The organism is Hyphomicrobium sp., assembly GCF_051860585.1.
Lineage (GTDB): Bacteria > Pseudomonadota > Alphaproteobacteria > Rhizobiales > Hyphomicrobiaceae > Hyphomicrobium_C.
In genome coordinates this window covers 25,243-44,612 of record NZ_JBHYDS010000001.1, presented here as the reverse complement: position 1 = coordinate 44,612, position 19,370 = coordinate 25,243, and the positions used below count along the sequence as shown (strand labels likewise).

Annotated in this window: 17 protein-coding genes; 5 read left to right on the top strand and 12 right to left on the bottom strand. The window is 64.2% G+C overall.

The window, feature by feature from the left end:
• Positions 1-12: 12 nt before the first annotated feature.
• Positions 13-3,711 (bottom strand): hypothetical protein, encoded by a 3,699-nt coding sequence (locus ACTIFK_RS00175; protein ID WP_439541018.1) that lies wholly within the window; start codon positions 3,709-3,711, stop codon positions 13-15.
• A gap of 365 nt (positions 3,712-4,076) precedes the next feature.
• Between ACTIFK_RS00175 and ACTIFK_RS00170 the strand changes: the two genes are divergently transcribed.
• The 3 genes from ACTIFK_RS00170 to ACTIFK_RS00160 all read left to right on the top strand — a co-directional run bounded on the left by ACTIFK_RS00170 (position 4,077) and on the right by ACTIFK_RS00160 (position 6,798).
• Positions 4,077-4,550: a peroxiredoxin gene (locus ACTIFK_RS00170; protein WP_439541017.1), complete on the top strand. Its 474-nt coding sequence runs from the start codon at positions 4,077-4,079 to the stop codon at positions 4,548-4,550.
• 250 nt (positions 4,551-4,800) lie between these two features.
• Positions 4,801-5,355, top strand: a complete 555-nt coding sequence (locus tag ACTIFK_RS00165) for a bactofilin family protein (RefSeq protein ID WP_439541016.1) — start codon at positions 4,801-4,803, stop codon at positions 5,353-5,355.
• Between the two features lie 318 nt (positions 5,356-5,673).
• The gene (locus ACTIFK_RS00160) at positions 5,674-6,798 is read left to right on the top strand and encodes an NAD(P)/FAD-dependent oxidoreductase (protein WP_439541015.1); all 1,125 of its coding nucleotides are present in this window, start codon (positions 5,674-5,676) and stop codon (positions 6,796-6,798) included.
• 74 nt (positions 6,799-6,872) lie between these two features.
• Here the strand turns inward: ACTIFK_RS00160 and ACTIFK_RS00155 are convergent, their stop codons facing one another.
• From ACTIFK_RS00155 to creD, 10 genes are all read right to left on the bottom strand, one after another.
• Positions 6,873-7,310 (bottom strand): hypothetical protein, encoded by a 438-nt coding sequence (locus ACTIFK_RS00155; RefSeq protein WP_439541014.1) that lies wholly within the window; start codon positions 7,308-7,310, stop codon positions 6,873-6,875.
• Between the two features lie 107 nt (positions 7,311-7,417).
• Positions 7,418-8,515, bottom strand: a complete 1,098-nt coding sequence (locus tag ACTIFK_RS00150; RefSeq protein WP_439541013.1) for an amino acid ABC transporter permease — start codon at positions 8,513-8,515, stop codon at positions 7,418-7,420.
• Positions 8,512-9,708, bottom strand: coding sequence for an amino acid ABC transporter permease (locus ACTIFK_RS00145; protein ID WP_439541012.1), 1,197 nt, complete (start codon positions 9,706-9,708; stop codon positions 8,512-8,514). The genes ACTIFK_RS00150 and ACTIFK_RS00145 overlap by 4 nt, the downstream gene beginning before the upstream one ends.
• Positions 9,709-9,715: 7 nt before the next feature.
• On the bottom strand, positions 9,716-10,762 hold the full coding sequence (locus ACTIFK_RS00140) for an amino acid ABC transporter substrate-binding protein (RefSeq protein WP_439541011.1): 1,047 nt from the start codon (positions 10,760-10,762) through the stop codon (positions 9,716-9,718).
• Position 10,763: 1 nt separating this feature from the next.
• Complete coding sequence (locus tag ACTIFK_RS00135) at positions 10,764-11,546, bottom strand: amino acid ABC transporter ATP-binding protein (RefSeq protein WP_439541010.1); 783 nt, start codon at positions 11,544-11,546, stop codon at positions 10,764-10,766.
• Positions 11,547-11,658: 112 nt separating this feature from the next.
• Positions 11,659-12,201, bottom strand: a complete 543-nt coding sequence (locus ACTIFK_RS00130) for a GNAT family N-acetyltransferase (RefSeq protein ID WP_439541009.1) — start codon at positions 12,199-12,201, stop codon at positions 11,659-11,661.
• Positions 12,202-12,232: 31 nt separating this feature from the next.
• Positions 12,233-12,556: a hypothetical protein gene (locus tag ACTIFK_RS00125; RefSeq protein WP_439541008.1), complete on the bottom strand. Its 324-nt coding sequence runs from the start codon at positions 12,554-12,556 to the stop codon at positions 12,233-12,235.
• 301 nt (positions 12,557-12,857) lie between these two features.
• Complete coding sequence (locus ACTIFK_RS00120; protein WP_439541007.1) at positions 12,858-14,630, bottom strand: DEAD/DEAH box helicase; 1,773 nt, start codon at positions 14,628-14,630, stop codon at positions 12,858-12,860.
• Positions 14,631-14,982: 352 nt separating this feature from the next.
• On the bottom strand, positions 14,983-15,651 hold the full coding sequence (locus ACTIFK_RS00115) for an aquaporin (protein WP_439541006.1): 669 nt from the start codon (positions 15,649-15,651) through the stop codon (positions 14,983-14,985).
• Between the two features lie 137 nt (positions 15,652-15,788).
• Complete coding sequence (creD, locus tag ACTIFK_RS00110) at positions 15,789-17,186, bottom strand: cell envelope integrity protein CreD (RefSeq protein ID WP_439541005.1); 1,398 nt, start codon at positions 17,184-17,186, stop codon at positions 15,789-15,791.
• 35 nt (positions 17,187-17,221) lie between these two features.
• Between creD and ACTIFK_RS00105 the strand changes: the two genes are divergently transcribed.
• Positions 17,222-17,683, top strand: coding sequence for a hypothetical protein (locus tag ACTIFK_RS00105; RefSeq protein ID WP_439541004.1), 462 nt, complete (start codon positions 17,222-17,224; stop codon positions 17,681-17,683).
• 177 nt (positions 17,684-17,860) lie between these two features.
• Positions 17,861-18,835, top strand: coding sequence for a glutaminase (locus ACTIFK_RS00100; RefSeq protein WP_439541003.1), 975 nt, complete (start codon positions 17,861-17,863; stop codon positions 18,833-18,835).
• A gap of 104 nt (positions 18,836-18,939) precedes the next feature.
• On the opposite strand, the gene ACTIFK_RS00095 is transcribed toward ACTIFK_RS00100, so the two are convergent.
• Positions 18,940-19,137, bottom strand: a complete 198-nt coding sequence (locus ACTIFK_RS00095; RefSeq protein WP_439541002.1) for a DUF2735 domain-containing protein — start codon at positions 19,135-19,137, stop codon at positions 18,940-18,942.
• Positions 19,138-19,370 lie beyond the last annotated feature (233 nt).

The window sequence follows — 19,370 nt, the reverse complement described above, 5'->3', positions numbered from 1 at the left end:
GCGCTGGCGCACTTACTTCTTCTTCGTCCCGCCCGGCGTCGTCTCCGAAGACCAGCCGTCGACCGCGGACCCGCGCTCCGGGTTCGTGCTCGATGCGCGCACGCGCTGCTCGGCGGCAGGGCGCTTCGGCGCCCGCTCCTGAACCTGCGGATTGGGGCTGGTCAGCTCCATGATGCCGCGCAGAATGCCAGGCGTGAACATTGATAGCGGATTGACGATGACTTCCGGCCCTGACATCGGGCCCTGGATCGCATAGGTGATCCCGAACACGCCCTGGCAATCGAAGCCGGCGACAAGAGGCCCGAACAGGGGAATGTCGCATACGGCGGCATTAATGCCCTGCAGCGGAATGTAGGTGCCGCCGAGATTGACTCGCCGGGCATTGAAGTCGACGCGCCCGCGGATCGAAGCGCCCATCAGCGGCCCGCGCAGATAGGAATCGTCCAGCACGAACTGGTCGTGCCCGATCGAGAACGGCACTTCCATGCGTTGGAATTCGAACACCTGCCGCTCCGCCGGCTTCTTCGGCGCGCCGCCCGGCCCGCCCTCGGCGCTCGAATACACCTCGGATATGATCGGGTCTCCGAGCACTCGGAAGTTATCGATCGAGAGAACGCCGCTTTTGTCGACCGCGCCCTGGCCGTCGAGTTTGACCTCGAGCTCCATGCGCCCGCCCTTGATGTTCGGGTAAAGGCCGATCATCTTGAGCATCGACCCGGCATCGCTCGCCTTCGCGTAGGCGATGCGCGGCCCGCCCGGCTTGAGCTCCATCATCACCGGATTTCCGCCTTCGAGCATCCCGTCGGCCTCGAGGGCGACGATCTTGTCGTTGCGCTCGGAGTACTTGATCTTCGTCTTGCGTAAGGAGATTTCGGAATTTCCGATCACGGTGTCGATGTCGGCCGTGAAATCCACGCCCGCCGCGGGATGGCGGGGTTTGATCACGTCTTCCTTGTTACCGAGCGCGAGCATCGAGCGGAAAACGTCCTTTGCCTCGAACGTCGAGCCCTTGGCGGAGATCGTCCAGATCCGTTTGTCGTTCATGGTGCCGCGGACATCGAGACGTGAGACGACGTTGATCGAGAAATTGGGGAAGGAGAATTCGCTGACCTCGCGCCCCTCGGGCCGCTCCTCGACCACAGCCGATCCGTCGACGGCGATATTGTCGCCAATGACCTTGAAGTTGTTGAGGTTGATTTTGCCAGGCCCGGCGGCCCCGAGATCGAATTCAAGCGACGCCGGCCGGCCTACGGGTTTCTTCCACGCCACGCCCGAAAGCAGAAGCTCGGCATTGGTCAGGTCGCCGCGCACATGGACAAAGGCCTGCGCGTCGGCCTTTTGCGTCACTGTGATCTCGACGGGCATCGCGCCCTGGATCAGATGGTTGACGTCGAGGCCAAGCTGCGTCCGGTCGGCATTGTCGAGAGACGCCGTGATTTTTACGGGCGGCTGGGCTTCCGGCGCGCCGTCCAGGATGCGGTGCATGTGGAGCTTGGCCTGCACGCCGTTGATCGTCAGATCGCCTTTGGCGACCACGCCGATGTCGGAGACGTCGACGTCGATCGTGCCGCCCTTGAGGTCCACGTGGTAGTCTTTGCTCGTGCCGCGAATGTCGCTGATGCGGGCCTTTCCGACCGCCTTGGGCGTGCTCGAGTCGTTGACGAGCGGCATCGAGATTTTGATCTCGCCATCGACTTTGCCTTCGATCCCCTGGATCGGCAGCGGTCCCTGTCCGGCCAGATGAAACTGGCTGCGGTTCAGCGTCTCGATCAGGATTGGCAGCGTCGTTTGCGACTTGAGCGCAAGCTCGGCGATGGGCGCTTCATGCCGAACGTCCACCACCGTCAGCCGCACGCCCTTGAGCGGCAATCTGTACTCGGGCCCGGCGACGATCGCCGCTTCCGGCACGTTCACTTCGAGTGAGCTGTTTTCCATCCGCAGCACGGCGCGCGGGGCCTCGATCGGCAGGCTGCGCGGCAGCGGCTCCATGTTGAGGTCGGTGACTTCGAGGCTGGCCGACAGGCGTTCACGCGACGCGTTGGGAACCGCGTCGGCGAGTCCATCCTCGCTGTCGAGGAAACGGCCGGACAGGAACTTCAGCGAGGCCGCTTGCAGGCTGGCTTTCTTCACCTGCTCGCCGACCCACGTCCGCGCGGTGGGTGCAACGGCGCGCGGCCAGATCGTCTTGAGCGTTGCGAGCGGCATGGGTGAGATGGCCGCTTCGATGCGTGTGCTCGGCGGCCCGGTGCCGTTGATGACCTCGCCGTTGGCCGTTACAGCGCCGCCGCCGGCCCTGAGCAGGAATTCGGAGAGCTGGACCAGCCCTTCGGCTGGGATCACGCGCCCGGCCGCCTTGAATTCGTCGATGGCCATTGCGGGAAGCTTGAACTCTTCGGCAGAAAGAACGCCGTCGGTTCCTTGAAGTTCGAAATGCCACTGCGGGGGGCCAGCTCCGGGCGGGTCGCTTGAAATGGCACCGGCAAGGGTGATGCGGCCGCCGGCCCAGTTCAGCGCCGAGGGCGCAAGCGCCACCTGCTGTTTGGCGGCATCGTACCGCAGCGCCAGCTGTCCACTGTCCAGCTGCATCGGCGCGTTCCCGAGGGACGGCAGGACGATGGATCCTTGTTCGACATTCAGCGCGAGATCGGCACTGCGGACGTCGCCGCCTGTCGAAAGGTTGACGGCGAGTGCGCCGGTCATCGGCATGTCCAGCGCTTCGAGCAAGATCAGACGGGGCGACAACTTGGCCAGAGTCCGCGGCACGAAGCGTTCGACGTTCGCCGTCAGTTTGATGGCGTCGGCGTCGTTCGCCTCTTCCATGCGGAACGACAAATGCCATGGCCGCTCCCGCGAACTGATCGTCGCTTCGCCGGATATCACGCTGTTGCGCGCGGTGTGATCGAGATCGACAGTGGCTTCCTCGACATGGATCTCGCTGACCTTGCCGTTGTCGGTCACGCTGACGATGGCGTCCAGCACGCCGAATTTCCTGAGCAGGTTTTCCGTCTCGTCGCCTTGCCGCGCGCGCTGCGACGCGTCGGCCAGCACTTTCGCGATGTCGATGCGATGGAAGCTAGCGGCGGGTTTCGCGGTGCCGCCGGCGGGTGTGGCCGGATCGTGTGGCGCAGCCGGATCGAGCGCCGTTTCCGGATGCGGCGTGGACGCCCCCGCGCCTTGCCCGTCATTGGCGATACTGAGGGAAAAGCCGTTGGCGTCGCTATAGACCACCGCGAGTTTCGGCTGAATGAGATTGATGCGCTCCGGCACGGCATCCAGGCGCCACAGCGCGGCCTTGCTGAATTTTACCGCCGCTTCGGGCGCTGAGACGACATCGTCGCCACTCGCGTCCTTGATGCGCAAGTTCGTAAGCCTGAGTTCGACGCCCTTGTCGGCGCCGATGGCGAGGAAGGCATCGTCGATGTTGGCGCGGAAGCCGCTGAGCGATGCGTTGATCCGCGACTCGATGCGCGAGCTGAATGATTTCAGCGGCACCGGGCTGTGCATCAGCCAGACGTACCCAAGCGCCGCCGCGCCGAACGAGAGCAGCAGCACCGGCACGATGATATACAATCCGAGAACGCGGGCCGTCTCCAATGCGAACTCGACGGCCGGGCTGAGTTCGCGGTCGTCCGTCGGCTCGGACACGCCGATCAGCGGCGTTCCTTCGCGGCGCGCATCGGCCCTCGAGTTGCCGGAACGATGTGTCGTCATCCCCAAGAACGTTCTCCGGCCGAGGAAGTTGAAAGGATAAGAGCACTTTCCAGTCGTCGGGTCACCGGTCCCGCGGTTGCGCGAGAGCGGGGTATACACGACGCGGAGCAAGCCGGCAGGTGTTACGCGAAACGGCAACTGCTAGGCCGCGCAGAGGCCCAACGCCGCGCTTGCCAAACCACCGCCCTCAAGTCCCAATGCCCAACGGAAACGGCCCAATGAATTACGCATCCGGCCGAGGGCGCCTTGCGCCCGGCCCGCGGCAATCCTATTGGACGCTTCAAGATCCCGAATTTGCCCCCGGCGCGCACCGCCGAAGGCCGTGATTTGGCTCACAGAAAGCGACAAAAGAAAGGCGCAAGCCCATGCTTCAGGACGGCGATTTGGCGCCTCTCTTCGATCTCCCGTCTGACGGCGGCGACCGGCTCGCGCTTGAGGCCTTTCGAGGCCACTGGGTCGTGCTCTACTTCTATCCCAAGGACGATACCGAAGGTTGCACCATCGAGGCGCGCGAGTTCAGCGCGCTCAACCGCGAGTTCGACAGCGCCGGTGCCGTCGTGATCGGCATCTCGCCGGATAGTCCCAAGAGCCACGACAAGTTCAAGTGCAAGCACGAGCTTGATCTTCGCCTGGCGTCGGACGAGGAAAAAACGGCGGCAAACGCCTACGGCGTCTGGGTCGAGAAGCAGATGTACGGCCGTACCTTCATGGGGGTCGAGCGCGCGACGTTCCTGGTCTCGCCCGAGGGCCGGCTGGCCCGCATTTGGCGCAAGGTTTCTCCCAAGCAGCACGCCGCTGAAGTGCTGGATGCCGTTCGGCAGGCAAAGACTTCAGCATGATGATTAATAGCGCGGTGCGTTCCGCCGGCGGCGGCCTTGCGGTCAACGTCGTTCACAGCTGAATTATGGGCTTTGTGCGAGATTTAATGACCGGCTGATGAAACCGTGCTAGACGCCTGTTGGGGAAGGATGCCAATCGGTTAGCGCCTTAGGGCGTGTTGATTGGAGGGCTGCTTAAAGCCAAAGCACCAGCTAAGGTGCTGATCAGAAAATTCGCGACAGGTCGAGCGTAACCGCGGAGGTTCAACGTATGCTGCCTCAATTCCGCAAGCCGGAAACAGATAGTCCCCAATCGAACATCTCTAACCTCTCGACGCCGTCGACGCTCGGTCCACGACAAAGCGCGGCGTCGTTCCGTCCAGGCGGACCGGCCGGCGTGTCCGTCATCGGGGTCGATCTCGTCATCCATGGCAACCTGACGTCCAAGGGCGAGGTCCAGATCGAAGGCGAGGTGCAGGGCGATATTTACGGCACTCATGTCGTGATCGGCGAACGCGCCCGCGTCACCGGTGGCGTCATTGCCGAGGAATGCGTCATTCGCGGCCACCTCCTCGGAACGGTGCGCGGCCGCCGTGTCCTGCTGCAAAGCTCGAGCCACGTCGAGGGCGATATCTATCACCAGACGATGGCCATCGAGCAGGGCGCCTTCTTCGAGGGCAAGTCGCGGCGCACGGATGATCCACTTGCCGGCGTGAGCCGGCCGGAGCGGGCAGCCGGAGCGAGCACATCGTCGCCGACGACCGAAGGCAGCAGCCAGCCGGAGCCCTACCAGTCGCAGTTGCCGGATACGCCGCCGCCGCTCTGACCCGGAGCGCCGATACAGTGCAAAGCGCAAGGCCGCGCTGTCCCGAAAGGGGCAGGCGGCCTTATTGTTTTCGCGAGCGCGCGATCGACCGCGCCGGCGCTTCCGGTCGTCCGAAGATGACTGTGTAAAACATCGGCCCCCGCGCTAAAAAGCAGTGTTCTACGTTTGTCCTTGCACGCGAAAATTGACGCCCAACCTGTGGATAACCTGTGAGGTTGCGCGCGCTAATAGACTGTAATAGCAAACAATAATGCAAAAAAGAATCATTCGAGAACATGGCCGACCGAACAGTCAAGTGGCGATCGGTCAAGAGGGGACATGACGGCGCCGGATATCGAGACGGTCGTTGTGGGGGCGGGCCTCGTCGGACTGGCGGCGGCCCGGGCGCTTGCGCTGGCCGGCCATGACGTCCTCGTCCTCGAGCGCCATGCCGCGATCGGCCAGGAGACCAGCAGCCGGTCGAGCGAGGTCATTCACGCCGGTCTCTACTACCCGCCCGGCAGCCTGCGCGCGAAGTTCTGCGTCGAAGGTCGCCGCCTCCTCTACGAATTTGCGCGGGAAACAGGCGTGCCGGTCGCCCGCTGCGGCAAGCTGCTGGTCGCGACGGCCGCGGCGGACTGCGCTCGCCTCGATGCACTGGCGGCGAACGCGCGCGCCTGCGGCGTGAAGGACCTCGCTTCCCTCACCGCTGCCGAGGCGCGCGCGCTCGAACCGGAGTTGTCCTGCGCCGCCGCCGTGCTGTCTCCGTCCACCGGCGTGATCGACAGCCACGCCCTGCTGGTCGCCCTCGAAGGACACCTTCGCGCCGAGGACGGAAACGTCGTCCTGAACCACGCCGTCGAAGAGATCGGGATCGGCAGCGACGGCACATTCGAGCTGTCGATCGCGAGCGGCACGCAAGCGCCTGCGCGTCTCACAGCCCGAAACCTTGTGCTCGCGGCCGGACTGGGCGCAACGCGGCTCGGCACGCGCATCCCATATCGGCCAGGCTATCGCGTCCCGCAGGTCTATCCGGCGCGCGGCCATTACTACGCGCTCGCATCCAAAGCCCCGTTCCGCCACCTCGTGTACCCGATGCCGGACAGCGGCTGGCTCGGCATTCACCTCACGCTCGACATTGCAGGGCGCGCGAAATTCGGCCCCGACCTCGAATGGCAGGACGGTGAGCCGAGCTACGTCTTTGACGAACAGGATGGCGCGCGCCGCGCCGCGTTCGAGGCCGAGATCCGGCGCTACTGGCCGGGGCTTCCCGGCGGTGCCTTGCATCCGGCTTACGTCGGCGTCCGGCCGAAAATCTACAAGGCGGGCGAGCCGGTAGCGGACTTCGCCATTCATGGCGCCAGCCACCATGGCGTCGATCGCCTTGTCGCGCTCTACGGCATCGAGAGCCCCGGCCTTACATCGTCGCTTGCGATTGGCGCGCATGTCGCCGGCATGCTGTGATCCGTAGCTCTCGCCCAAAAACAAAAAGGGCGGCCCAGTCGAGCCGCCCTCCTGAGATGATGCCTGCGACCGTTTTAGGGCGTCGGCGTAGGAGCAACCGGTGCCGGAACGATGTCCGTCGCGGCCGGGATTGCGATGCCTTCGCGGTCAGCCACATAAGTGAGGCCGCCGAATACGGCTGCGAACACGATGGCCGTCACGAGCGCGCTGACGAAGCGGTTCGAGAACGAGAGCAGGTTGCCGAGCAGATCGACGACGAACACGATGGCCGCGGCGATCAGAACGAGTTCGGCAACAGCATATTCGCCGGGCAGGAAGTGCGGCGGCGGCGCGTTCACTTTGCTGACGAACGCGAGCACGCCGAAGATTGCGGCGAAGATCACGGCGGTCAGAAACGCGTTTCCAAAGCGGCTCGAAAACGAGAGGACGTTGCCGATCAGGGCAACGACAAACACGATTGCGGCGGCGATGACGACAGGTTCATAGATTGCGTATTCAGCAGGCAGAAACATGGAAATCCCCCAGTTTTGCGCCACCGGATTTTGTTTTTGATGGCGGCCAATGCTTATACCAGGAGGGCTCTGTTGTCATGCATTCTGGGGCAGCTGGGCCTTTATCCTCAGCGGCGATGGGAAGTCTCGAGGCGCCGCTCCAATGCTGCCGAATAGCGGGACATCGCAAAACAGAATGCCCAAAACACTGCTGCGGCGAAGAAATATCCGGTGGAGGCCGTTTGTGGCGAAAACCATTTCGCGTCCGCCTGGATCGACTGCTCGATGATCCCGATCAGGTCGAAGAGCCCGATAATCAGCACGAGGCTCGTGTCTTTAAAGAGCGAGATGAAGGAGTTGACCAGTCCGGGAATGACGATCCGGATCGCTTGGGGCAGCACGATAAGCCCCATTTTCCTCCAGTATCCAAGACCGAGGGCTTCGGCCGCTTCGTACTGGCCCCGCGGGATGGCCTGCAGGCCGCCGCGAATCACTTCCGCGATGTAGGCGGCCGAAAACAGCGCCACGCCGACCAGCGCCCGCACCAGTTTGTCGATTGTGACATCCGGCGGCAGAAACAGCGGCAGCATGACGGACGCCATGAACAAAACTGTCACAAGCGGCACGCCGCGCACCAGCTCGATGTAGCCGATCGAAAGCCAGCGCACGATCGGAAGCTCGGAGCGGCGGCCGAGGGCGAGCAGCACGCCAAGCGGGAAGGAGGCCGCAATGCCGACGCTCGCGATCACGAGGGTGAGCAGCAGCCCCCCCCAACGCTCAGTCCCGACACGCGGCAGCCCGAACAGGCCGCCGTACAGCAGGATCGAAGCCAGGATGGGAAAGACGACCAGCATGTAGAGCGACAGCGCCAGCTTGTGCGGCACGCGCGGCGTCATCAGCGGCACGAGCCCGGCGAGCGCCAGTAGGCCCGTCAGATGCACGCGCCAGAGCTCCGCCTCCGGATAACGCCCGTATAGGAACAGCCCCATCTTGTGGGTGATGAACGGCCAGCAGGCACCCGCGCCCGGCACGCGGCAGGCCGAGCCGTCACTGCCTTGAAACACGGCGCTGACGATGGTCCAATCGACGAAGGCGACGAGGATCCAGCCTGAGATCGCGAGCAGCGCGAGACTGACACCTGCCTGTCCAGGCGTCGCGAACAGTGTGCCGCGAAGCGCGTTGAACCAGCGCGCGGCGTTGTCGCCCGAAAAGGAGAGGTTGCTCATCGCTCCCTCCATCCCGTGCGGGTATTGAGCCAGTTCATGAACATGGCCGTCGCCAAGCTGATCACGAGATAGACGCCCATCGTGATGGCGATCACCTCGACGGCCTGTCCGGTCTGGTTGAGCACCGTGCCCGCGAACACGGAGACAAGATCGGGGTATCCGATGGCGACCGCCAGCGACGAGTTCTTGGTCAGGTTCAGGTACTGGTTGGTGAGCGGCGGGATGATGATGCGGAGCGCCTGCGGCAGGATCACGAGCCGCAACGCCTGGCTGCGGTTGAGCCCGAGGGCGGCCGCCGCCTCGCGCTGGCCCTCGGGCACGCCGAGCAGACCCGCGCGAACGATCTCCGCGATGAACGCCGCCGTGTAGATCGACAGCCCGACCAGCAGCGCAAGGAATTCCGGTTCGATCGAAACGCCGCCGTCGTGATTGAAGCGGCCAAGCGTCGGATAGGTCGCGTGCATCGTCGAGCCGGCCAAGACGAGCGCGATAAGCGGCACAACCACAACGCCCGCCCATGTCGCGCGAATGACCGACCGGCTTCTCGCCAGGCCGCGTGCGCGTAAACTGCGCGCGTCACGCAACAAAAGCACAGCGCCCACAATTGAAAGCGTCAATGTCAATGCAACGAGCCATCCGTGCTCGAATGCGAGACGGGGCACGTGCAGGCCACGCACGTCGAGCACGCCGCCGCCAGGAAGATGGAACGCGGCGCTGGGCGCGGGCAGGCTGCGCAGAACGGCGACATACCAGACGAGAAGCTGCAGCAGCAGCGGCACGTTGCGCACGATCTCGACATAGGCGAGCGCCAGCCGCGAGGCGAGCCAGTTCTCGGACACGCGCGCGATGCCAAGCGCAAACCCGACGACGGTCGCGAACACGATGCCGAGCGCGGCCACGAGAAGGGTATTTGAAAGCCCCACCCAGAAGGCCTGCGCATAGCTGCTTTCGCTCGAATAGGGCACGAGCGCCTGCGAAACGTCGAAGCCCGCGGTGCGCGAGAGGAAATCGAAGCCCGAGGCGACGTTCTGCGCTTTGAGATTGGCCGCCGTATTGAGGCCGATTGTAATCGCCAGCAGGGCCACGGCGATCAGCAGCAGCGCCTGCAACGCAATGCCCCGGATGTGCGGATCGTAGGCCGCGTCGATCCAGACTGCGGGATCTCGCCAGCGGGGCGGGAAGGGTTTGATCATCGCCGCCTCAGCGCACCGGCGGGGCGTAGATCAGCCCGCCGTTGGTCCACAACGCATTGCGTCCGCGCGCGATGTTGAGCGGCGATTGCGAGCCGAGGTTGCGTTCGAAGCACTCCCCGTAGTTTCCGACCGCTTTCACGATCGAGACGACCCAGTCGTTGTCCAGTCCGAGCGCCTTGCCGAACTCGCCTTCGCTGCCGAGCAGCCGGCGGATTTCCGGATTGGACGAGCCGAGCTGCTGGCCCACGGTGTCCTTCGTGACGCCGAGTTCCTCCGCGTTGATCATCGCGAACAGGGTCCACCGCACGATGTTGGACCACCCGGCATCGCCCTGGCGCACCGCCGGCCCAAGCGGCTCCTTGGAGATCAGGTCCGGCAACATTTCGTGCGTGTCGGGGTCCGGCAGTCGCGTGCGCTCGGCAATGAGCTGGGAGCTGTCGGTCGTGAACGCGTCGCAGCGCCCGTTGACGTAGGCGCCGCGCACTTCGTCGAGGCGCTCGAACACGACTGGGCGATAGCTGGCGCCGCGCGTTGCGAAGAAGTCGGCGAGATTGAGTTCGTTGGTCGTGCCGCTCTGCACGCAGATGCTGGCCCCTTTGAGCTCCTCCGCGGACTTGAGCCCGAGCGACTTGCGCGTCATGAACGCCTGCCCGTCGTAGTAGATCACGCCCGTGAAGTTGAGCCCGAGCGAGGTATCGCGGCTCATGGTCCAGGTCGTGTTGCGGCTCAGGATGTCCACCTCGCCGGACTGGAGCGCCGTGAAGCGCTCCTTGGCGTTGAGCGGCACGAAACGCACCTTGCTGCCGTCACGAAATATGGCCGCCGCCACCGCGCGGCAGAAATCGGCGTCGATCCCCGACCAGCGCCCGCGGTCGTCTGGCACGCTGAAACCGGCGAGACCGGTATTCACGCCGCAGTTGAGAAGTCCGCGCTTCCGGACGGTCTCCAGCGTCGTCGATTGCGCCGCAGCCAGTGACGTGACGAGGCACAGAGCAGCAAGGCTGCCGAGAGCGGCGGACATGGCGCGGCGGGATGAGGATGGAGCATGCGCCATGTCAGTGCCCCAGGATCTGCGAAAGGAAAGCCCGCGTCCGCTCGTGGCGCGCCGACGTGAAGATGACGTCGGGCGGCCCGGATTCGACGATCTCGCCGTGATCCATGAACACGACGCGGTCGGCGACGGCACGGGCGAAGCCCATCTCGTGCGTCACCACGAGCATGGTCATGCCCTGGCTGGCGAGTTCGATCATGACGTCGAGCACTTCCTTGACCATCTCCGGATCGAGCGCGCTCGTCGGCTCGTCGAACAGCATGATGCGCGGGTTCATGGCAAGCGCGCGGGCGATGGCGACGCGCTGCTGCTGTCCGCCCGAAAGCTGGCTTGGAAACTTGCGCGCCTGATCGGCGATGCGCACGCGCTCGAGCAGCGCCAAAGCGGCGGCCTCCGCCTCGGCCTTGCGCACGCCGCGGACCCACTGCGGAGCCAGGCACAGGTTGTCCAGCACCGACAGGTGCGGAAAGAGATTGAAGCTCTGAAACACCATACCGACTTCGGATCGGATCTTGTCGAGCGTCCTGAGATCGCGAGTCAGCTCGGTGCCGTCGACGACGATGCGTCCGCTGTCATGGCGCTCGAGCCCGTTGAGGCAGCGGATCAGCGTCGATTTTCCGGAGCCCGACGGCCCGCAGATGACGATCTTCTCGCCCTCCTTCACGGTGAGCGAGATGTCTCGCAGCACGTGGAAGTCGCCGAACCATTTCTGCACGTTCTCGATCAGCACGGCCGGCGCCTTGCCGGAGCGAGGGGAGGCGGAAGGAGGCAAAGGGCTTGCGGTCATCGACCCTCGTTGTCTCGCGCGGAATGCGATGTCTCGCGCGAAATGCGACTCGCGGCGAATTTTCCAAATTATGCCAGAGGCTTGCCGGTCGCGTCCAGTTAAGGCCCGCGCTTTAGGTCTCTCGGCCGAGGAAAATCAGCTCGTGATCGTTCATCGTCGTCGCGCCACGCTCTTCAAAGCCGTTGGCGAGATAAAAGCCGACATTGCGCATGCCGCGCGCGGTGACGGCGTGGATACCCGGCGCTCCGGCTTCGCTTGCGAGTTCGGCGAACGCCCCGACAAGCGCCGCTCCGATTTTCTGCCCGCGCCAATCCGCATCGATATTGACGTGCAGTTGCGCGGGATAGCGGGCCGTCAGCGCGGCGAACTCGGCGAGAAACGGAAGGTCCGCGAACAGCGGATCTTGGGCCGGATCGTCGACGCTGCCGATGACATATCCGATCGCGCGCCCCTCGTTATTGAGTGCGACGATGGCGCAGTCGGGAAAATACTTGAGGTAGCGGCCGAGCCAGCGCTCCCGGAACTGGGATTTTTCCTGCTCGGACTCGAACGATTGCCGCGCGCTCGATGAAAAGAAGATGCGGTCGAGATCGGTGATCAGCCCGTCGCGCTCGGGCCCGAGTTCGATCCAGCGGCTAATCTGGAAGTCGGGCATGGAAGGTCCGCTGCGATCGATCGTGAGCGGCCTATTCGGCCGCTGTGCGCACCGGCAGGGGTGTCACCGTCGATAACGCCGCTGCCGCAGCCGACCAATAGCGCGCCTCCGCCTCCGCCGCGAGCCTTTCCTTGCGGAAGGCGTCGATCCACTCCCACACCAGCATGGGGTTGGTCTCGGCGAGCGCGGCCAGATCCTCGGGGGATTTGCAGAGCACCGTGCTGGCCAGACGCCGCAGCTGCGCCGCCTCGATCATGTCCGGGGCCACGTGCGCGAACTGCGACCGCAGCGGGCTGGATGGGGAAGGTGAAAGTGGGAGCGGGTGATGACGCATGGCTATCGCCTCCAATGCCATTCGACACTAGCTCGCGCCCCGCCGAGAAATTAGGCAGCGGGGGGATCTGTCCACAGCTTAAGGATGCTGCGCCGCAAAAATAGCTTGACTCGAAGTTGTGCAATGCAGAGCCGCGAGCAAGCAAAAGCGCATGACACGTCGTCGACGTTTGAGTCTCAAGGTGCTGATCTACAACACGGAATGTCCGACCGCACGGAAACGCGCGGTCGGCGAAGCACTGCAACACGGGGGAGAGACGGGCAGGCGGGGCAGTCGAGCGGGCCGATCCGGCCCGCCCATCGCATCCGGTGGTCGGACGCGTTTACTCGTTGGCGGCTTTGACGGCGCGCGGCGGGCGCCGCATGAACGCCGGCACATTCCCGGCAAAAGCACTGACGGCCGACTTGCTGTCGGCAGCATCGCCGCCGCCGGCGGGGCGCGCGGGCCTGGCCGGACGCGAGGTTTGAGCAGCCGGACGATTGTCGCCGCGTTGCGCTCCGCGCGGAGAATCAGGCGCGGCGCGCGGAGAATCCGGTGCACGCGGTACATCCGCCGCAACCTCGGGCTTGACGTCCGCTGCCGGTGCCGTGCGCTCGCGGCGCGGCTCCGATCTACGGCCTTCGGACCGCTTCGGCGCGGGCCGTTCTTCGCGCGGCTGCCGTGCGGGTGCGGCCTCGATCTGGGGCTGTTCGCCGGACCCGTTGTCGCGAATCGGTTCTGCCTCGGCGGAGGCGCTGGCGCGCTTCTCCGGTTGCCTGTCGCGACCGCGGTCTGCGCTTCCGTCCCGGCGTCCGCGATCTCCGCGGCCCGATGCGCCGCGGCTTTCGCCACGGCCCTCTCCGCCACGGCCCTCGCCCCGGCCGCCTTCGCTGCGTCCACCTTCGCGCGGCGCACCCGGACGTCCACCGCGTCCACCACGTCCGCGCTTCCGCTTGCCGGCGTCCGCAAAGTCGTCTTGGGACGGCGGCTCGCCGATCCACTCGGCGTCGACGCCGAGCATCTTCTCGATGTCCTTGAAGGACTTCAAATCATCCGGCGTCACGATCGAGTGCGCGGTGCCTTCGCGCCCCGCGCGTCCCGTGCGCCCGATGCGGTGCACGTAGTCGTCGGGCTGCCACGGCAAATCGAAATTGAAGACGTGCGAGACATCCGGAATGTCGAGGCCGCGTGCCGCGACGTCGCTGGCCGCCAGCAGGCTGATCTCGCCATTGCGGAACTTGTCCAGCGTCTCCGTGCGCGCGCTCTGGTCCATATCGCCATGCAGCCCGCCGGCGTTGAAGCCGTGCTTCTGAAGCGACTTGAGGAGGATGGCCACGTCGCGCTTGCGATTGCAGAAGATGATCGCGTTCTTGACGTTTCCAGTGCTGATCATGTCGCGCAGAAGTTCGCGCTTCACCCAATCCTCGCCGTCCGCCGTGAAACGGAAGCGCTGCGTGATGGTGTTTGCCGTCGTTGCCGGGCGCGCCACTTCGATCCGCTCGGGATCGCGCAGGAACTGGCTGACGAGGCGCGTGATCTCCGGCGGCATGGTCGCGGAGAAGAAGAGCGTCTGCCGGCGCGGCGGCAGCAGCTTGCAGATCTTCTCGATGTCCGGGATGAAGCCCATGTCCAGCATGCGGTCGGCTTCGTCGATGACGAGGATCTCGACGCCCATCAGCATCAGGCGTCCACGCTGGAAATGGTCGAGCATCCGGCCCGGCGTCGCGATCAGCACATCCACGCCGCGATCGAGCTTGCGAACCTGGTCATCCATCGAGACGCCGCCGATGAGCAGGGCGACGTTGAGCTTGTGATTGACGCCGTACTTCTCGAAGCTCTGTGCAACCTGCGCGGCAAGCTCGCGCGTCGGCGCCAGGATGAGGGAGCGCGGCATCCGCGCCCGCGCCCGGCCCGTTTCGAGCCGCGCGATCATCGGCAGCACGAAAGAGGCGGTTTTGCCGGTTCCCGTTTGCGCGATACCGAGAACGTCGCGTCCCGTCACCGCCACCGGGATGGCTGCTTGTTGGATGGGGGTCGGAGTGGAATAGCCGGCAGCCTCGATGGCGGCCTGCACCTTGGGGCTGAGACCGAGCTCAGCGAACGTCTTCGTTTCCAAAAAACTAAGTCTCCATACTGCGATCTCAAGGTCCCGAGCGCACACCGAAATAACGAAGACCGACGGAGGTCACCGGGCGCAGCTGCAAGACGACGAGAGCGCAGGGGAATGGCATATGCCGCAAGCGGGCAAATACAGGAATTGGGGCTCGAAAAGGGATCAATGAGAGATCGAAGCCCCTGCGCCCGAGCCGATGCCTAGCTGACATGGACATCCATAAAAAGCAAGAAAAAACAGTGACTTTTCAAGTGCGCAATGTCGCAGAGTTGAATTCGTTTGTCGGATCAATGCAAAAACGGCCGCCCGAGAGAGGCGGCCGTTAAGAAAAAAGAGGCGTTTAGTAACCTCGCGGCTATTCGTCGAGCCATTTGTAAATGAGCGCGCCGACGACCGCACCGAGGATCGGCGCGGCGAAAAACACCCAGACTTGGGTTAGCGCCTCACCACCGGCAAAGATCGCCGGCCCGAGGCTGCGGGCGGGATTGACCGATGTGTTGGAGATCGGGATCGACATCAGATGGATGGCGGTCAGCGTGAAGCCGATCGCGAGCGGCGCGAAACCGGCCGTCGCATTCGGACGCGTGGCGCCCATGATGACGATCAGGAAGAACGCCGTCAGCAGCGCTTCGATGATGAACACGCTCGTAAGGCTCGCGTTGAGCATCGACAGCGTGCCATATCCGTTGGCCGCGAATGTCGGCGGCGCGTGGCCGATCAGCGCGAACACGCCGGTGGCCGCGATCGCGCCGAGGCACTGCGCCACGATGTAGGGCAGGGCATCGCCGGCCGGGAAACGGCCGCCGGCCACGAGGCCCAGCGTCACGGCGGGATTGTAATGTCCGCCCGAGATATGTCCGATCGAGCGCGCCAGCACCATGACCGTAATGCCGATCGACAATGCAACACCGACAATACCCGCCGCGCCCGAGGGTGCGCCGAAAGAGTAGAATGCTGCGCCAAGTACGGAAGCAGTCAGCATGAATGTGCCGATAAATTCGGCTCCGAGTGCTTTGATATTCATTTCAAGTCTCCCTGCGTCGTCTCCAAGCTGGCGGCACGCCGATGCTCCGATCTTGGAAATTGCAGGCCGGTCGCTCTCGTCTCCCTACGATTGCGAATCGCGTGTTGCCAGCACGAGTCTCATAGCACGAAGGCTGCTCAATTGCCCGAAGGTGCATCGCTCGCGTGCCTGCGAATCGAGCTTGCGCCGAAGCCCGACCAGTCGATCTTGAGCGTCGCAAACATCACCGCCGTCAGAGCCACGAAGCCGAGGCCGGCGCCGGCGAGCAGGGCGTAATCCTCCAGTTGCAGGATGAGATAGAGGAAGCCGTAGAGAAGCGCGAACAGCGCGGCCATCATCAATCCGCTGCGCGCGCTTTCGAGTGCGCGGCTCACATAGATCGAGAGCATGCCGCCGGTCGCCACGGAGGCGGCAATGTACGCTGGCGTGAAACCGATGTGCTCGGCCAGCGACAGCAGCAGCACGTAGAAGAACACCATCGCCAGGCCGACAAAAAGATACTGCACCGAGTGCACCCGCTTGTCGGACAGCAGCTCGAGCATGAACACGCCCATGAACCCGACCGCAAGAAACAGGATGCCGTATTTCAGCGCCCGCGTGACGAGATCGTAGAAATCGAGCGGCTGATAGAACGTCACGCCGAACTGATGTTGCGAAAACCGCTCGAAGCCGCCGTCGGCGAGCGCCCAGGCATGCGGCACGCTGCGCGCAAGATGCGGAACGCGCCATTTGGCCGAGAAGCCCTGTTCCGTGACCGTGCGGTCGGTCGGCAGGAACGCGCCGGTGAAGCTCGGATGCGCCCAGTCGGACGTCAGCTCGAAACGCGTCTCGCGCCCGGCCGGAGCGACCGTCAGCGACCCCGATCCGGTGAAGATGAGGTCCGCATGGAACGAGAAGTCTTTCAGGGCCGCTTCGCCCTCGACCACGGACGGCGCGCCGGAAAGCTTGGCGTGCATGCCGCTCATGTACGCGCCGGGCACGCCGAGGCTGGGGGCGAACGGCAGCTGCTCGCGTCCGTTGATGGTCACGGTCGCGGCTTCCTTCAAGCCGGCCACGTCGCTGAGCGCGAGCACCAGGATGGCGTCGCGCCACCGCACGGATACGGCATTCGGATCGATCTCGCTCATGTCGGGCGCTGCAAAGCGTCCCGAAACGGCGAGCGTCGCCGTGTAGACGTTGATGTCGAAGATCGAGCGATGCAACACCTTCGAGGCGCCCGTGCCGGAGATCGTCAGGTCCTCGGGTAGAAACACGGCGCGCCGTTCTTGCGTCTGCGCGATGATCTTGTCGCCGTCCTTTGTCTCGATCCGCACCATGTAGGGCACGACGACGAACGGACCGGTCAGCTGCTGGGCTCCGCCCCAGGTGCGCGCCACGTCGCGCTCGACCTCACGGGAGCGCCCTTCGCGCTCGGCAACGAGACCGGACACGATCAGGAGCGGAATGAGCAGCAGCAGGATCAGGAACGAGATCAGGAAGAACTTGAACGCCGGCGAGCGCGCGACGCGCCCGGCGGAGGATGCGAAATCGGACATGGCGGCACCTCGACCTTGAGCCCTCGTGTTTCCGGATGTATGTGTGGATCTGTCCCGGCGAAACTGAGGCGGCGGCGCGGCGCAAGGCGGGTACATCGGCTATCGGGGGTGAATTTGCTCCCAATACGGAATGCCGGAACTTAGCTGAACTTTCCTACGTCGCGATGATATTCCGAGTTTTTTGTACTCCAAAGAAGCGGGGGGCGGCCGCGCGCTTGAAATTCCGTCCCGGCCAGCGGCGTGCTATCATGCCGGACGATGAGCTCGCGAGGGGCGAGGGAACCATGACGCGGCGCGCGATCAAGATTGCTTGGGTTGGAGTGGGCCTGTGCCTGGCCATCGGTGCCGTTGCGAGCGTGCTCACGTTCGTTGGCCCGCCGGATCAACCTTGGCATCGCGGCCTGCGAGAGCTGTCCACCTTGATGGACGTTGCCGCGCTGCTCTTCTGGATCGCCGTGTTCGCGATCTACTGGGCCAGAAAGCGCCGCAACGGGTAGGCCGCCGACGGAGCGTCGGAGGGCGTTGGTGGCGCTCGGCCAATGCGGGTCGTCGAACCGCATTGCAACGGTCGTCGCCCCCCCACTAGACTTCACCCAGTTTTGCGATGAGTACGGCCGCGCGCCGACGCCGTTGAGCGCGCCTCCCAACTGCAACCCGACACGAAGAGCCACGCTGTGCCCAACCGCGACGCCCCAGACCCCGATGGCCCCAACCGCAAAGCCCCGAACCTGAAGGCCGTCGTCAGAGAAATCGCCGACGAGATGCGCCAGCGGACCGATCGGGGCGAGGTCGCGAGCTACATTCCGGAGCTTGCCCGCGTCGACGCCGGAGCTTTCGGCATGGCCGTCATCGACGCCAATGGCAATATCGCAACGGGCGGCGACAGCGATGTCCCGTTTTCGATCCAGAGCATTTCCAAGGTTTTCACGCTGACCCTCGCCCTCGGCAAGGTCGGAGACCGGCTATGGCGGCGTGTCGGCCGCGAGCCGTCGGGCAGCCCGTTCAACTCCATCGTCCAGCTCGAGCGCGAGTGCGGCATCCCGCGCAACCCTTTCATCAATGCCGGCGCCATCGCCGTGACGGATCTCATCCTCTCCGGCCATCAGCCGCGCGAGGCGCTGGGTGAAATCCTGCGTTTCATGCAGTTTCTCGCCGACGACGCCTCGATCACGATCGACAACGCGGTAGCGGCGTCCGAACAGCGGACCGGCTTTCGCAACAGCGCGCTTGCGAACTACATGAAATCCTTCGGCGTGCTGGATAACCCGGTCGACTACACGCTCGGCGTCTATTTCCACCATTGCGCGATTGCCATGACGTGCCGGCAACTCGCGACCGCGGGACGTTTTCTCGCGCACCTTGGGCGCAATCCGGACACCGGCATGTCCGTCGTACCGCCGGAGCGTGCGCGCCGCATCAACGCGATCATGCTGACGTGCGGGCACTACGACGGCTCAGGAGAATTCGCGTATCGGGTTGGCTTGCCGGGAAAAAGCGGCGTCGGCGGCGGCATCCTGGCTGTAGCGCCTGGGAAAGCGTCGATTGCGGTCTGGTCGCCGGGATTGGACGCGGCCGGCAATTCGCACCTCGGCCGGGTCGCGCTCGAAGCGCTGACGAAGCGAATGGGCTGGTCGATTTTCGGCCAATAAAAAAGGCCCCGAAAACGGAGCCTGCGGACGCTTGGGAAATCGGCAGTCCCTTCAAGCTCTGGCCGGCCCAACGCGGCCAGAGACATCAAACCGAACGTGTAGCGCTACCGCTTGTCGGCCGGGTTGGCTTCTTCGATAGCCGCCTCATGATACCAGCTGCCTCCGCAGACGGTTTTCGACGGACGTGCCGGCGAAAGCGCTTCGGTGGCGTGGAGTGCTTTGCGCCCGCTTTTAACGGCCGCACGTCCGCCCGCGGGGAATTGGTAGATCTTGGCGGTCTCGCGATGAAGACTAGTAGTCATTGGTCGTCTCTTTCTTGCTGTGCCGGAGTTCATCTCTCTTGCTGTTCCGGACAATGCGGAAATCGCAGCGTCGATATGACGTACTTTGCCTGATGTTCGAACAGAATGCTCATTAAAAATCAGCATTTGCATAAACTATGGGCATGAATGTTTCTGCTTAGTTGAGTAGCATTTTCGCGCGGTGGAACGACTTTGGATCTGTCTTTTTCGCCTGCTCGCTAGGCACGTTTATT